Raw genomic sequence first — 14761 nt, forward strand, 5'->3', positions numbered from 1 at the left:
AAACGGCTTACGAATTGATTTTACTGAACAGATGTAATATAGGTATCCAAATCAGTTTCGCGGTCGAGATTTAATTTTTGTTTAATTCGGTAACGCGCCATTCTCATACTTTGGGTTTCAATATTCATGTGATTAGCAATTTCTTTAGTACTCATGCCTAATTTTATGTAGCCGCAATATTTAAAATCAAGTTTGGTTAATGTGCCTGAGGCTTTTTCCTGTAAAGTTGAAAAAAATATAGGATTGGTATTTTCAAGACTTGTTTTTAGTAATTCGAATTCGTCATCGACTTCCATGCTCTTATCAATCGTTTTTGAAAGGTTTTTGATGTCTGAAGATTTTTCTGTTTTCATTACCTGAAGTTTGTTCTGAATATCTTTTAAAACCTCATTTTTCTTTTCTAATTGCAGGTTATTGGTCATTAATTCCTGTTGCAACTTAATTTTTTCCTGTTCGTTTAGTTTCTTTTCTTGAATAGCAATTTGAAGTTCTTTCTCTATCAATTCTGATTCCAGCAGGGCAATCATCGCTTCTTCCTCTTTTATTTTGGACAAAAGATTTGCTTCTTCGTTTGCCTTGTTAAGCAATAAATTTGTTTTAATATATGATTTTTGCCTAAAATGATAGGAACGCAACATAAATAGAAGCGTAAAAAAAATAAAAACAGAAAGCGCGATATATAAGTAGCTGATTTTTTTTCTTGATTCTAAATTATCTGTCAGCAACTGAATTTGCTGTGATTTTTTCTCGGTTTCAAAACGCACAGAAGCATTGTATTCTTTGGCTCTGTTTTCCTTTTCAACCATTACCATAATTGCTTTATCATATAGGTTAAAGTATTTTCTATAAGATGGAAAATCATTTTTTATTTCGGCCAAATCCATATAATTTTTATACAGCAAGGCATAATATCTCGGATTTACTTTAGGATCTTTCGCAATATTGTGCTCCACTTTTTTTAATACCTTTTCAATGTTGGCTAAGTCATTTAAATTGGTGTAAAATTGTGCCTGCTGGCCGTACATAACCATTAACTGCATAGGAACATTCAATTTTAAGCAAACTTCTTCGGTTTTTTTGAGGTATTCTAAAGTCTTTTCAGGTTTAGTTTCAAAAAAATGATACAAATAAAGACTGGTAAGATTCAAACAGGTTCTTCCATAAGATATATTAATATTGCCTTTCTTTTTTTCATTTTCAAATATGGCAATCGCTTTTAAATAATCGGCTTCTGCGGTTTGCAGCAGCTTCATATCTGCCGGTGATTTTTGTTCAGCACTATTTACTAGAAAAAGAGCCCAGCTGGTTAAAGCGTTGGCTATATTTACTTGGTTTTTACTTTGGTAGCTTAAGTATAAAGCTTTTTTAGTATATTTTTCGCAGAATTTAAAGTCGTTATTATCACTAAAACTAGCACCTAGATTTTCATATCCATTTACCAGCTTATCGTATCTCATTTTGTGTTTTTCAAAATAAGACAAAGATTGCAGCATATAATAAATGTATTTTTCTTTGTTGCCAATCGTTTCATGTTTATAAGCCAAGGCATAGTTCGCATATGCCATTGCTTTTGGATCTTTAGATTTGGATGCTAATAAGTAACTCGAATCGGCAAATTTTATTTGCTGCCGAACATTATCTGTAAATCGGGCAATATCTGATAATGATTCATACGTGATGGCCTGCAAGCTGACAGCATCGATTTCTTTTGCAATTTGCAAAGCCTGGCGCGCACAAGCATACGCTTTTAGTGTATCTGTTTTTTTATAGTAAGAACTGAGTTCACACAAATAATCTGCCTTTTTTTCTAAAGCCAAATCTTTTTTTCCTACCAACTGAAGTAATTCTTGTTTTGTCTTTTGTGCGTAAGAAGAATTAACGATTAAAAAATGAACAAGTAGGATATAGAAAAGGTTTTGAAGGCGAATTTTAATAATACTCATTAGAAGAATTTAAAATTTGGAACTATTGTTTTGCAAGTTAGAAGAAATAATAGCCGTTCAGAATTTGTACTTTAAGCAAATGTATTTACAATGCGCAGGATAATCACAAAAACCAAAGATATAAAAATAGTATTACCAAAAAAGGTTCAAAGGCTCAAAGGTTCAAAGTTACAAAGGTTAAAAAATATCAATATCATTTTTCATATGCTTTATGCCTCTGAATGATCCTTTGTAACTTTGAGCCTTTGTAACTTTGAACCTAAAACAAAAACCATTTCTAAGAAAAAATCGTAATTAGAGAAAAACCATTTTATGAAATCAAAACTAATTGCCTTTTCTCTTTTTTTGTCTTTGTTTTTAACTTCTTGCGATGCTGTTGATGACTTATTGACTTTTAATATCTCGAATGAAACTTCAATAAAAATCAAAAGCACTTCGCCTATTAATTTGCCTACTGAAATTATTATGCCTGATGTTACTACAAATTCATCAGCTCAATTTGAAAATAATAAAACGAAAGCAAGCTTAGTTAAAGATGTAAAATTAAGATCGCTTAAATTATCTATTTCTGATCCTTCAGATAAAACATTTACTTTTTTGAAATCCGTTCATTTGTATATTTCGACAACTGATTCTGACGAAATAGAATTAGCCTATCAAGACAATATTATGGCAACAACAAATATGATTGATTTAATTTGCACCGATAAAAAACTAGATCAATACATAAAAGCAGACAGCTATAAAATTAGAACACAAGTAACATTAAAAGAAACGCTTACTAAAGATGTAACTGTAAAAGCAGATATGAAGTTTAAAGTTACTGCGGATCCATTCTAGTCAAAGGTTCAAAGTTGCAAAGCAACAAAGGTTCAAAGGTAAACGAAGTGTAAACTTTGTTGCTTTGAACCTTTGTTGCTTAGTAGCTAAAAAAAAACCTTTGTGACTCTGAACCTTTGTGACTTTGTCCCTTCCTAAAACCAATTCTTTTCCTTAAATTTATAGAACTATACCAAAATTGCTTTTACATCATAACCAAATGTATCTTAAAATGTAATCATTAAGAGAGTAAACTGCATAACCAATGTTATACTGTCGAAATATTAATTTTAAAACACAATCATGAGTAAAATAGTTGCAGAACAATTAGTTGACATGTTGGTAGAGGCTGGTGTAAAACGCGTTTATGCCGTTACCGGCGATAGCTTAAATCATTTTAACGATGCAATACGAAGAAACGGAAAAATAAAATGGATTCATGTACGCCATGAAGAAGTGGGCGCTTATGCCGCCGCTGCTGAAGCAGAATTAGACGGTTTTGCTGTTTGTGCCGGAAGCTGTGGTCCTGGCCATGTACATTTAATCAATGGTTTGTATGATGCGCATCGCTCGCATATTCCATTATTAGCAATAGCTTCTACAATTAATACGAGCGAAATGGGAATGGATTATTTTCAAGAGACCAACACCATAAAACTTTTTGACGATTGCAGCTGTTACAATCAGATGATTATGACCGCTGAGCAAGCGCCTCGAATTATTCAGACTGCAATTCAGCATGCTTTGGGCAAAAAAGGTGTTGCGGTTATTGGTTTACCTGGCGATGTTTCGCAGCTAAAAGCGGTTGAAAGCAATATATCTACTCAATATTTTCATTGTAATCCTGTTATTCGGCCTTCGGATACTGAATTACAGCATTTAGCAAAAGCTATAAATGAAAGTAAAAAAATCACTTTATTCTGCGGTATTGGAGCTGAAAAGGCGCATGATCAAGTAGTTCTATTATCAAATCACATAAAAGCTCCAGTTGGATATTCTTTTAGAGGAAAAATGAGCATTCAGCCTAATAATCCTAATGAAATTGGAATGACGGGTTTGCTAGGACAGCCTTCTGCTTATCATAGCATGCACGAATCGCATTTGGTCTTATTATTGGGAACAGATTTTCCATACGATAAATTCATGCCGACTGATAACAAAATTATTCAAATTGATACCAGTACTGAACGTTTAGGAAGAAGAGCCAATCTCTATATGGGATTATGTGGCGATGTAGCTAATACGATTGAAGCTTTACTGCCTCTTTTAGAAACCAAAACTGATGATAGTTTTTTACAGGCACAGTTAAAATTTTACAGCAGCGTAAAAGAAAATATGAATATTTATATTGATGATAACGGTGGAGAAGACACAATTCAGCCTGAATATCTGGCGCATGTTATTGATAAACTAGCTGATAATGATGCTATTTTCACGGTAGACACGGGAATGACCTGTGTTTGGGGAGCCCGATTTATTAAAGGAACTGGAGAGCGAAAAATGCTGGGTTCATTTAATCATGGATCAATGGCAAATGCAATGCCAATGGCAATTGGAGCTGCTCTTGCACATCCTGAACAACAGGTTATTGCAATGTGCGGTGATGGCGGTTTATCAATGCTATTAGGTGATTTGGCGACAATTCAGCAATACAATATCCCGATTAAAATTATTGTTTTTAATAATCGCGCTTTGGGAATGGTAAAACTTGAAATGGAAGTAAACGGTCTGCCAGATAACGAAACCGATATGGTTAATCCTGACTTTGGTTTAATCGCTCAGGCAATGGGTTTTCAGGGAATAAATGTTCATAAACCTGAAGATGTCGCACAGGCAATTGAAAATGCTTTTCTGCATAAAGGTCCTGTATTATTAAATGTATTTACAAACCCGAATGCATTGGCAATGCCTCCAAAAGTTGAATGGGCTCAAGTAACTGGAATGGCAAAATCAATGACTAAATTAATGCTTGGAGGTAAAATGGATGAAGTTTTTGATACTATCAAATCTAATTATAAACACTTGAAAGAAGGATTATAAACAAATTTCTCAGCTGGTGAGTTGCTAAGTTTCTTTTTTATAAAAATCTTAGCAATTTTAAAATAATTCAAATCAATTTTATTTTTTACCTACTTTCGTATCTTCTTTAATAATAACAAATTTAGCTTGTACTCCAGTATTAAAATTTTGCCATAAATCAGATAAAATAAATTTGCCCTCAGCATCATATATCTGAAATTGTCCAGTATTTCCACCATACTGGCCTTTATTAAGTGCTATCATTTCAAATGTATTAATTCCTTCTTGAAGAAATATCTTGAACTCTTGATATTCATACTGAAGTAACATTCTTTCTTTTATAACATCTTGATTTAAAACAGCCTTTATTAAGTCACCATCAATCGCTCCATAATCACGGCATTTAATAATAAAATAAGAAGAGTTTGTTCTAATATCTCCATAATTTACATCTTTCATAACCAATGCTTGTCCATCCTCTTTTAAACCAGCATCTTTCAAAGCCCGATCCAAATCTTTTTCCATTTTAGCTACATAACGATCTCCTGGATTAGCAAATTCAGTTTCGGTCGACATGGTAAATTTGCTCTTTTCTTCTCCTATCTGAAATTTAGATTTGGTCGTAATGCTGGTATTATCGTAAACGTTTGGCGTTTTTATACTTGGAATTTCTGCAAGATCAGCTTGTGGATCTTTTATTTCAGGAGTTGGTGCCTTTTTAGGTTTCGAATTAAATTTAGGGGCAGGAATACTCTTGTACTTAGTACTAAATTCCGTTTGAGCTGATACTGTTACAGCAGTAAAAAATAATATGAAAAATAAAATGTGCTTCATTGAATAAGTTTTATCGAATCGGCTTTTATAATTTTATAAGTATTATAGTATAGCAAAGCAAAAATAGCATAATTTAATTACTCACTTTAACTTTAAGACTTTTATAACAATATATTAGGCTAATTTTTGGAAAACAAAAAACCTGCCAAATATTATTCAAATCAAATTCTAATTAAAATTATTCTAATTGCAAGTCAATATAAATACATATTTATCATTTGATAATTAGCAACTTATTCTTAACTTCAATATTTTAATTTACCTTTATTAAAAATACAAACAAAATGGATTATATCGACTATTATAAAACATTAGAAATAACAAAAGCTGCGACGGAAGCTGAGATCAAAAAAGCATACCGCAAATTAGCACGCAAATATCATCCAGATCTGAATCCGAATGATAAAGAAGCGGAGAAAAAATTCAAAGAAATAAATGAAGCAAACGAAGTTTTAAGCAATCCTGAAAATCGTAAAAAATACGATAAATATGGAAAAGACTGGAAACATGCTGAAGAATTTGAAAAGGCAGGATACGACCCAAATCAGCAACAGCAATATTCTAGACAACAACAGGGGAGTGAAGATTTCTCTGGTTTTGGAGGGGATTTCTCCGGAAGCGATTTCTCAGATTTCTTTAATTCAATGTATGGCGGAGGTGCACGAAACAGCAGAAGCCAATCAAAATATAGAGGTCAGGATTTTAATGCTGAATTGCAATTAGATTTAGCAGCAGCTTACACCACACACAAACAAAGTTTAACTGTAAATGGAAAAAACATCAGAATTACAATTCCGGCTGGGGTTGAAAATGGTCAAATCATAAAGATTCCCGGACACGGTGGACCAGGTGCTAACGGTGGCCCAAATGGCGATTTGTTTATCACTTTTATAATCGAAAATAATTCTGATTTTAAAAGAGAAGGAAATAATCTTTATGCGGATATCGATCTTGATTTATACACCGCAATTTTAGGAGGAGAAATGTATGTAAACACTTTTGATGGAAAAGTAAAAATTAAAGTTCCTGAGGAAACACAAGCCGGAACGAAGGTAAAACTGAAAGGAAAAGGATTTCCGATTTATAAAAAAGAAAATCAGTTTGGAGATTTATACATTACCTATAAAGTAAAAACACCGACAAAATTGTCTCAAAAAGAAAAAGAATTATTTCAGGAATTAGCTAAAATAAGAAATCATGAACAGTAAAAATTTAATCCAAATAAAACAATTTTGTATCTACCACGGAATTGAAAATACTTTTATAACAGAACTGCAAAACTATGGATTGGTTGAAATTATTTTTCAGGAAGAAGATTCATATTTACATCCTAAACAGCTTCCTGCAGTCGAAAAAATGATTCGCCTTCATTATGACCTTAAGATTAATATGGAAGGAATTGATGCAATCGCTCATCTTTTAAATAAAATTGAAACATTGCAGCAAAATCTCAATTCAGCGCAAAATAAACTTCGCCTTTTTGAACATCACTTAATAGAATAATGATTTCAAAATATCACAAAAAAGAATGAATTTACGAAATGATTCGGCTCTTTTTATCTGTTTTTAACGGTCAAATTTTATAAATTGCAAGGAATTAAATAACTAGAATTTGCTCAAGAAATTAAACTGATTAAATTCGAAAAAAATATAAAATGAAAAGAGAAAACATCTTAACAGGATCACCTTGGGAAGACAAAATGGGATATTGCCGTGCCGTGAGAATTGGTAATATTGTTGAAGTTTCTGGAACTGTAGCAATTGTTGATGGCGAAAAAGTAAAAGCTGACGATGCGTATGCACAGACTTATAATATTCTCGAACGTGTTGAAAAAGTGCTTGAAGATCTCAATGTTGGAATGAAAGATGTAATTAGAACTCGAATTTTTACAACCAATATATCGACTTTTGAAGATGTAGCAAAAGCACACTCTGCCTTTTTTAAAGATATTAAACCTACAACTGGCTTTTACGAAATAAGCAAGCTTGTCGCTCCTGAATATTTAGTTGAAATTGAATTTACTGCTGTAATTCAGTAACTAAAAAGTTGCCACAAATTCACGAATTAATATCTCGAATTAACGAGCAAATTGATTATTTTTTCTTTAAATTCGTGAATTCGTGGCTAAAAACTTTCTCAAAATAATTAATGACTTCTCATAACCTAAAAGTAATATTCCTGACAACTTTCAAATGGATTTTGATTTGTACTTTGATAGGTATTTTATCCGGATCTGCATCGGCATTTTTCTTAGTTTCTTTAGAATGGGTTACTCAATTTAGAATTCATCATGATTGGATTATTTGGCTTTTGCCTTTCGGCGGACTAATTGTTGGATTCACGTATTATTATTTTGGAGAATCTGTTGTAAAAGGCAATAATCTATTGCTCGAAGAATATGAAAAGCCACAAAAAGTTATTCCACTTAAAATGGCTCCTCTAGTACTTTTAGGAACTTTAACAACCCATTTATTTGGAGGTTCTGCCGGACGCGAAGGCACCGCTGTACAAATGGGAGGCGCAATTGCAGATCAGTTTACAAAACTTTTTAATCTAGATAATTCCGAAAGAAAAATTTTGATCATTCTCGGAATTAGTGCTGGTTTTGCCTCTGTTTTCGGAACACCTTTAGCAGGCGCAATTTTTGCTTTGGAAGTTGTATATTTCAGTAAAATTAATTTTAAAAGTATCATTTTGTCTTTTTTAGTGGCTTATGCAGCTTATTTTACTGTAGAATTTTGGCACATAAAACATACACATTACAGCATTCCCTTCATTCCTGAATTTAATTTAAGTACATTATTATACACTATTCTAATTGGAATTTTATCTGGTATAGCGGCTTTGTTATTTTCAAGAACCACACATTTGTGGGGATCTCTTTTTTCAAAGAATATTAAATATCCGCCTTTAAGACCTTTTATTGGAGGAATATTTTTAGCTATAGCTTTTGCTGGTTTTGGATTAACAAAATTTTCCGGATTGGGCGTGCCTATAATTGTCGATTCGTTTTCTAATGCTAGCCAATGGTATGACTTTTTACTAAAAATTTTATTTACCGGATTTACTTTAGGTGCAGGTTTTAAAGGTGGAGAAGTTACTCCATTATTTTTTGTAGGTGCAACTTTAGGAAGTGCTTTATCATTAGTAATTCCGTTGCCAATTGCTTTTTTAGCTGGATTAGGTTTTGTTGCTGTATTCTCGGGCGCAACCCACACTCCTATCGCCTGCACTATTATGGGAATAGAATTATTTGGCCTTCAACCGGGAATTTTTATAGCCGTTGCCTGTACAATTGCTTATTTCTCGTCTGGTTCAATAGGAATTTATAAATCACAGATTGTAAAAGGAGCTAAATATAAGTTGTACCAAAAATTAAAGCAAAGAGAATTAGAGCAGCTGTAGTATTTTTTTCTAATAATTAAGACTTTTTTTGTAGTATTGTTTTTCCTAAATCAAATCTTTCAACAATGGCATTTGGATTCCCTGCAACTTTTTCACAATTAACTCCCTTAAATAATTTATCTAAAACCTCTTTTATTTTATCTGCGATAGAAATTTGCAAAAAACTAAACTGGATAATTATTACTGTTGATGAAAATGAATTAATCGCCGTTTCAAAAAGCAAAAAAAATACTTGGAATGAAAATATTTCTTTTTCTTTTGATGAAGATGCTGTTCAAATTACAAGTTCATCTAATGGAAATCAGATTTATGATCGTGGTCGAAATAAGAAAAACACAGATGCCTTTTTAGAACTCTACTTTGAAAAATTAAAAGATATTTCAAATCCAACTTTAGATCCAAATAGTCTTTTGGAACAAATTAAAATAGAGAATGAAAATATTTCAGAAGAAAAGGAAATCAAGCCCACTATTACCGTTTTCTACTCCTTTCTTTCAATCTTTATCCCAACGAAAGATTACTTTATTACGCCAATATTAATTTATTTAAATATACTTTACTATTTTATTATGGTTTTTTCTGGAGTTCATTTTTTTGCTCCTGAAACGCAAGAAATAATTGATTGGGGAGGAAATTACGGTCCGTTGATTTTTCAAAATCAATGGTGGAGACTGCTTTCTGCTTGTTTTATTCCTGTCGGATTTTTTCATTTAGTGGCCAATTGCATAGCATTAGCATATGTTGGTTTATTATTAGAACAGTATTTAAAAAAATGGGCATTTCTTATGATCTATTTATTTTGTGGTGTAATAGCAAATTTAAGCAGTTTATATTGGAACAAAGATATTGTAAGCGCTGATGCATTTGGTGCTATTTTTGGCATGTACGGAATTCTAGCAATTGCTTTTATTTTCAAAACCTTAGACTTCAAAATAAATATTAAAATAATAATCAATATTATCTTTTTGCTTGGACTAAACATTGGCTTATGTCTTAAAGATGAAATCGATGGCGAGGTAAAAATCGCGAGTTTTATAACAGGCATTATATTTGGTTTGGCGCTTTGTATTTCAGGCAAAAAACGAGATCATGGGTTAGCTTTTATTACATCGACCGCAACAATTATCATTCTTTTTTTGTTCATTAACTTTAAAAATTCTCAAGTTTATATTTATCAGGTTATGGAATATGAAAAGAGAATGCAAGAATTTACAAATATGGAAAAAATGGCATTAGAAGCCTACAGTATTCAATATGACTATTCGTATACTGAAAACAAAGAAAGCACCTTGTACCTTATTAAAGATAGGGGTATTTATTATTGGAATGAAAATATTACTTTGATTACAGAACTTGATAAATTGTACCTGCCAAAAGAAATTCATGATCAAAATGAATTGCTTATCGAATATTGTAAACTGAGAATCAGCTTGTATGAGATGGCTTATAAAAAAATCGTAGAAAACAGTACAATATATGATGAAAAAATGCTTGCCCTTAACTTTAAAATAGCGAGTATTGTAAATCAAATAAAAAAGGCGCAAAATAAGGTTTAATTCAAAATAAATTTCAATTTTATCAGCAGTCTCCAAACTTAAAACTGAAAACCATAAAACTCACAATTCATAACTCCTAACTCACAATTCTAAAAAGTGTGTTAATCTCTAAAATGATTTCAACATTACATTAAAAAAATGTAAATTCGCACACTATGAAAATACAAGATATTCAAGCAATTCAATTGTTGCTTGCGACCCCAAAGAAAATTGCAATAATTCCGCATAGAGGACCAGATGGAGATGCCATGGGTTCTACCTTAGCTTTATACCACTTTTTACTCAAAAACAATCATCAGCCTACTGTGATTGCTCCTAATGATTTTCCTGATTTTTTGGCTTGGCTTCCGGGTTCTGAAACAGTAAAAATATTTGAAAAAGACACTGAAAACTGTACAAAAATATTACAAGAAGCCGAACTTATTTTCACGCTTGACTTTAATGCTTTTCACCGCACTGGCGAGATGGAACATACGTTAGCAAAGCTGACTGCTCCATTTATTATGATCGATCATCATCAAAAACCAGATGATTATGCTGCTTATATGTATTCTGATACTTCATACGGATCGACTTGTGAGATGATTTACAACTTTATTACTTTTTTAAATAAAAAAGAAGATATCGACAAAACCATTGCAACTTGTATCTATACTGGAATATTGACTGATTCAGGTTCGTTTCGTTTTCCGGGAACAACTGGAAATACACACCGAATTATCGCAGAATTAATTGATTTAGGAGTAGAAAACACTCAAATTCCGGTTTTATTATTCGATAACAGCTCATATAGCCGTTTACAGTTATTAGGACGCGCTTTACAGAATATGAAAGTTTATGAAGAACATAAAACATCTTATACATCACTTACTCAATCTGAATTAGATGCATTTGATTATGTTAAAGGCGACACCGAAGGAATCGTAAATTACGGATTAAGTATAAAAGGAATTGTTTTTACTGCTATTTTTATAGAAAATAAAGACGAGAAAATTATTAAGATTTCTTTCCGCTCTCAAGGCGGATTTGATGTAAATCAGTTTGCAAGAGATCATTTTAATGGCGGAGGCCACAGCAATGCAGCAGGCGGAAGATCTGAATTATCTATGGAAGAAACGCTGAAGAAATTTGAAGATTTAGTAACAAAACTAAAAATATAACCGAATGAATTATTTAAAATTAAGCTTGTACAGCCTTCTTTTTAGTGTTTTGCTTATTAGCTGCAAGCAACATGAAGAAGCAAGAAGACCTCTTTCGAGAGCTTCAGGTACTTTCATGAAGAAATCGGCTGACCGAAATAAAAAATTAGTTGCTAATGAAGAGGATGTCATCAAAAAAATCATCAAAAGCAACCCGAAGGTAAAATATTATGCTACAAGAAAAGGATATTGGTTTTCATATGATGAGCGAAATACAGCCGAGACTCAAACTCCGCATAAAGGCGATATTGCATATTTCAATTTAGAAGTAAAAGATATAAGCGGAAAAATTATTTATTCTGAAGCTGATCTTGGACCACAAACCTATTATGTAGACAAACAAGATATTATGATGGGATTGCGAGACGGTATTAAGTTTATGCATAAAAACGAAACCGTAACATTCTTATTTCCATCGCATATTGCATACGGATATCATGGAGACAATAACAAAATTGGCCCGAACGAGTCTTTAATGTGTACTGTTACACTTCGTAATTTTGTACCAGATCCAGCAGCTCCAACGACGGCACCTTCAGCAGGCACAACTCCACAAACTGCAACAGCAGTAACACCCGCAGTGGCTGGACAAACTCCAAAACCTGCAACGCCAAAACCTGCAGCTGCAAAGCCAGCAGTTCCAACTAAAAAAGATACAATAAACCCATAACAAAACATTAAAAATGAAAAAGAGTATTTTATTATTACTACTAGCCGTTACCTCATTTTATTCTTGTAAAGACGAACACAGCAACTTGCCTGATGGTTTATATGCCGATATTGAAACTAATAAAGGGCATATTATTGTTGAGTTAGATTATAAAAAAGCCCCAATTACTGTAGCCAATTTTGTAACCTTGGCAGAAGGTAAAAATGAATTTGTAACTAAAGAATACCTTAAAGGGAAACCTTTTTATGACGGATTAAAATTCCATAGAGTTATTGAAGAATTCATGATTCAAACTGGAGATCCTGAAGGAACTGGTTCTGGAGATACTGGATATAAATTTAAAGACGAAATCACCGATTTAAAATTTGACAAAGCTGGTGTTCTGGCAATGGCAAACAACGGTCCTGGAACAAACAGCAGCCAATTTTTTATTACTCACGTTGAGACTCCTTGGCTAGACGGAAAACATACAATTTTTGGTCATGTAGTTGAAAAAGGTCAAGAAGTAGTAAATCAAGTAAAACAAGACGATACAATAGTTTCTGTAACTATTGTCAGAAATGGTGAAGCTGCTAAAAAATTTGACGCTGTAAAAGTATTTCACGATTATTTTTCAGAAATTGAAAAAGAAAAAAGCAAATTCGCTGGAGTTCAAAAAGAGAAAGTAGCGTATTATGCAGCTTTAAAAGCAAAAGCTACTAAAACAAATTCTGGTTTAGAATTTGTAGTTACAGAAAAAGGATCTGGTAAAAAACCAGCTATCGGAACTCAAATATATATTCATTATGCAGGTTTTCTTGAAGATGGAACCTTATTTGATACTAGCTTAGAAGACGTAGCAAAAACGTTTGGAAAATTTGATGCAGCAAGAGCTGAAGCAAAACAATATCAGCCAATTCCTTTTCAAGCAGGACGTAAAGATGGAATGATTCCCGGATTTATTGAAGGAATTGAGCAATTATCTTTTGGAGATAAGGCAGTAATTTTTATTCCATCTCACTTAGCTTATGGAGCAACTGGAGCCGGAGGAGTTATTCCGCCAAACGCTAATATTATTTTCGAAATTCAATTATTAGAAAAACCACAATAATAATTATATCATAGACATAAATTCGAAACAAAATGAAGTTTAAATTTCTATTTTTATTCTGTCTGGCTGTTGTAAATTTACAGGCACAAACGACAAAAAAACCTGTTGCAAAACCAAAAGCAACAGCAGTAAAAACAGTTGCAAAAACAGATCCTAATGATGGTATTTTTGCTACTATTTCAACAACAAAGGGAGATATAGTAGTTTCTTTAGAATATGTAAAAGCTCCTGTAACAGTTGCCAATTTTATTACTTTGGCAGAAGGAAAAAATCCTTATGTAAAAGTTGAAAAATTAAAAGGAAAACCTTTTTATGACGGCTTAAAATTTCACAGAGTGATCAATGATTTTATGATTCAAGGCGGTGATCCTGACGGAAATGGTTCTGGCGGTCCTGGTTATTCATTTAAAGATGAATTCGTTGAAGAATTAAAATTCGAAAAAGGCGGTGTTTTGGCAATGGCAAATTCAGGTCCTGCAACAAACGGAAGTCAATTCTTTATCACACATAAAGACACACCATGGCTGAACGGAAAACATACTATTTTTGGTCATGTAGTTTCAGGAATGGACAATGTAAATAAAATTGTTCAGGATGATATTATGACAAAAATTACCATCACTCGAAAAGGTGCAGCTGCTAAAAAATTTGATGCTGTTAAAGTTTTTAATGATGATGTAAAAAAACAAGAAGCTAAAAAATTAGAAGGTCAAAAAGTAGTTAAGGATAAAGCTGCATATTTTGCTGCAACTAAAGCAAAAGCAACAACTACTGCATCTGGTTTAAAATACGTAGTTACACAAAAAGGTACTGGAGTAAAAGGTGCTGAAGGATCTACTATTTATTTTCACTATGCAGGTTATTTTGAAGATGGAAATCTTTTTGACAGCAGTATGTCTAGCGTAGCAAAAGCATACGGTAAATACGATGCTAATAGAGATGCGCAAGGCGGATACAAAGCTTTTCCTTTTGCAGTTGGTAAAAAAGACGGGATGATTCCTGGTTTTATTGAAGCCTTAGATATGATGACTGACGGAGAAAAAGCCATTTTCTTTCTTCCATCAAATTTAGCTTATGGAGAAAAAGGTGCTGGAGGTGTAATTCCGCCCAATACAACTTTAATATTTGAAATTGAAACGTATACAAATCAGCCTACGAAGTAATTGATTCTGATTCGTTTTAAAAATACTCAAAGCCATCAAATATAAAATTTGATGGCTTTTTT

Annotated in this window: 13 protein-coding genes; 11 read left to right on the forward strand and 2 right to left on the reverse strand. The window is 32.6% G+C overall.

All coding sequences use genetic code 11. From position 1 onward, the window contains the following. Positions 1 to 20 precede the first annotated feature (20 nt). Positions 21 to 1943 (reverse strand): hypothetical protein, encoded by a 1923-nt coding sequence (locus IR010_RS04660; RefSeq protein ID WP_194601995.1) that lies wholly within the window; start codon positions 1941 to 1943, stop codon positions 21 to 23. Positions 1944 to 2255: 312 nt separating this feature from the next. Here IR010_RS04660 and IR010_RS04665 point away from each other — a divergent pair, with 312 nt between their 5' ends. Next, the gene (locus tag IR010_RS04665; RefSeq protein WP_194567008.1) at positions 2256 to 2783 is read left to right on the forward strand and encodes a hypothetical protein; all 528 of its coding nucleotides are present in this window, start codon (positions 2256 to 2258) and stop codon (positions 2781 to 2783) included. Between the two features lie 282 nt (positions 2784 to 3065). Further along, a complete protein-coding gene (locus tag IR010_RS04670; RefSeq protein ID WP_194601998.1) occupies positions 3066 to 4802 on the forward strand; it encodes a thiamine pyrophosphate-dependent enzyme in 1737 nt (578 codons plus the stop codon). Between the two features lie 78 nt (positions 4803 to 4880). Here IR010_RS04670 and IR010_RS04675 read toward each other — a convergent pair whose 3' ends face one another. Beyond that, entirely contained in the window at positions 4881 to 5615 is a 735-nt protein-coding gene (locus IR010_RS04675) for a hypothetical protein (protein WP_194602001.1), read from the reverse strand. Positions 5616 to 5899: 284 nt separating this feature from the next. Here IR010_RS04675 and IR010_RS04680 point away from each other — a divergent pair, with 284 nt between their 5' ends. From IR010_RS04680 to IR010_RS04720, 9 genes are all read left to right on the forward strand, one after another. After that, a complete protein-coding gene (locus IR010_RS04680) occupies positions 5900 to 6823 on the forward strand; it encodes a DnaJ C-terminal domain-containing protein (protein WP_194602004.1) in 924 nt (307 codons plus the stop codon). Further along, entirely contained in the window at positions 6813 to 7118 is a 306-nt protein-coding gene (locus IR010_RS04685; protein WP_194567014.1) for a chaperone modulator CbpM, read from the forward strand. Before IR010_RS04680 ends, IR010_RS04685 begins: the two co-directional genes overlap by 11 nt. 152 nt (positions 7119 to 7270) lie before the next feature. Continuing rightward, positions 7271 to 7654 carry a RidA family protein gene (locus IR010_RS04690; RefSeq protein ID WP_194567016.1) on the forward strand — a complete coding sequence of 128 codons (384 nt, stop codon included), beginning with the start codon at positions 7271 to 7273 and terminating at the stop codon, positions 7652 to 7654. A 110-nt stretch (positions 7655 to 7764) separates the two neighbouring features. Continuing rightward, a complete protein-coding gene (locus tag IR010_RS04695; protein ID WP_194602005.1) occupies positions 7765 to 9021 on the forward strand; it encodes a voltage-gated chloride channel family protein in 1257 nt (418 codons plus the stop codon). Between the two features lie 65 nt (positions 9022 to 9086). After that, positions 9087 to 10577, forward strand: a complete 1491-nt coding sequence (locus IR010_RS04700; RefSeq protein WP_194567018.1) for a rhomboid family intramembrane serine protease — start codon at positions 9087 to 9089, stop codon at positions 10575 to 10577. A gap of 155 nt (positions 10578 to 10732) precedes the next feature. After that, on the forward strand, positions 10733 to 11737 hold the full coding sequence (locus IR010_RS04705; protein ID WP_194567019.1) for a DHH family phosphoesterase: 1005 nt from the start codon (positions 10733 to 10735) through the stop codon (positions 11735 to 11737). Between the two features lie 4 nt (positions 11738 to 11741). Further along, positions 11742 to 12446, forward strand: a complete 705-nt coding sequence (gene gldI, locus IR010_RS04710; protein ID WP_029268969.1) for a gliding motility-associated peptidyl-prolyl isomerase GldI — start codon at positions 11742 to 11744, stop codon at positions 12444 to 12446. 13 nt (positions 12447 to 12459) lie between these two features. Then, positions 12460 to 13536: a peptidylprolyl isomerase gene (locus IR010_RS04715; protein WP_194602008.1), complete on the forward strand. Its 1077-nt coding sequence runs from the start codon at positions 12460 to 12462 to the stop codon at positions 13534 to 13536. Positions 13537 to 13568: 32 nt separating this feature from the next. Continuing rightward, on the forward strand, positions 13569 to 14699 hold the full coding sequence (locus IR010_RS04720) for a peptidylprolyl isomerase (protein WP_029268965.1): 1131 nt from the start codon (positions 13569 to 13571) through the stop codon (positions 14697 to 14699). Positions 14700 to 14761 lie beyond the last annotated feature (62 nt).

The sequence above is a fragment of the Flavobacterium sp. MR2016-29 genome (genome assembly GCF_015350695.1).
In the GTDB taxonomy this organism is placed as follows: Bacteria; Bacteroidota; Bacteroidia; order Flavobacteriales; family Flavobacteriaceae; genus Flavobacterium.

Bases quoted from the DNA above. Each gene is read 5' to 3' on its own strand.
- IR010_RS04715 (WP_194602008.1), top strand. From the start codon at position 12,460: ATGAAAAAGAGTATTTTATTATTACTACTAGCCGTTACCTCATTTTAT.
- gldI (WP_029268969.1), top strand. From the start codon at position 11,742: ATGAATTATTTAAAATTAAGCTTGTACAGCCTTCTTTTTAGTGTTTTG.
- IR010_RS04720 (WP_029268965.1), top strand. From the start codon at position 13,569: ATGAAGTTTAAATTTCTATTTTTATTCTGTCTGGCTGTTGTAAATTTA.
- IR010_RS04660 (WP_194601995.1), bottom strand. From the start codon at position 1,943: ATGAGTATTATTAAAATTCGCCTTCAAAACCTTTTCTATATCCTACTT.
- IR010_RS04695 (WP_194602005.1), top strand. From the start codon at position 7,765: ATGACTTCTCATAACCTAAAAGTAATATTCCTGACAACTTTCAAATGG.
- IR010_RS04690 (WP_194567016.1), top strand. From the start codon at position 7,271: ATGAAAAGAGAAAACATCTTAACAGGATCACCTTGGGAAGACAAAATG.
- IR010_RS04700 (WP_194567018.1), top strand. From the start codon at position 9,087: ATGGCATTTGGATTCCCTGCAACTTTTTCACAATTAACTCCCTTAAAT.
- IR010_RS04685 (WP_194567014.1), top strand. From the start codon at position 6,813: ATGAACAGTAAAAATTTAATCCAAATAAAACAATTTTGTATCTACCAC.
- IR010_RS04665 (WP_194567008.1), top strand. From the start codon at position 2,256: ATGAAATCAAAACTAATTGCCTTTTCTCTTTTTTTGTCTTTGTTTTTA.
- IR010_RS04675 (WP_194602001.1), bottom strand. From the start codon at position 5,615: ATGAAGCACATTTTATTTTTCATATTATTTTTTACTGCTGTAACAGTA.
- IR010_RS04670 (WP_194601998.1), top strand. From the start codon at position 3,066: ATGAGTAAAATAGTTGCAGAACAATTAGTTGACATGTTGGTAGAGGCT.
- IR010_RS04705 (WP_194567019.1), top strand. From the start codon at position 10,733: ATGAAAATACAAGATATTCAAGCAATTCAATTGTTGCTTGCGACCCCA.
- IR010_RS04680 (WP_194602004.1), top strand. From the start codon at position 5,900: ATGGATTATATCGACTATTATAAAACATTAGAAATAACAAAAGCTGCG.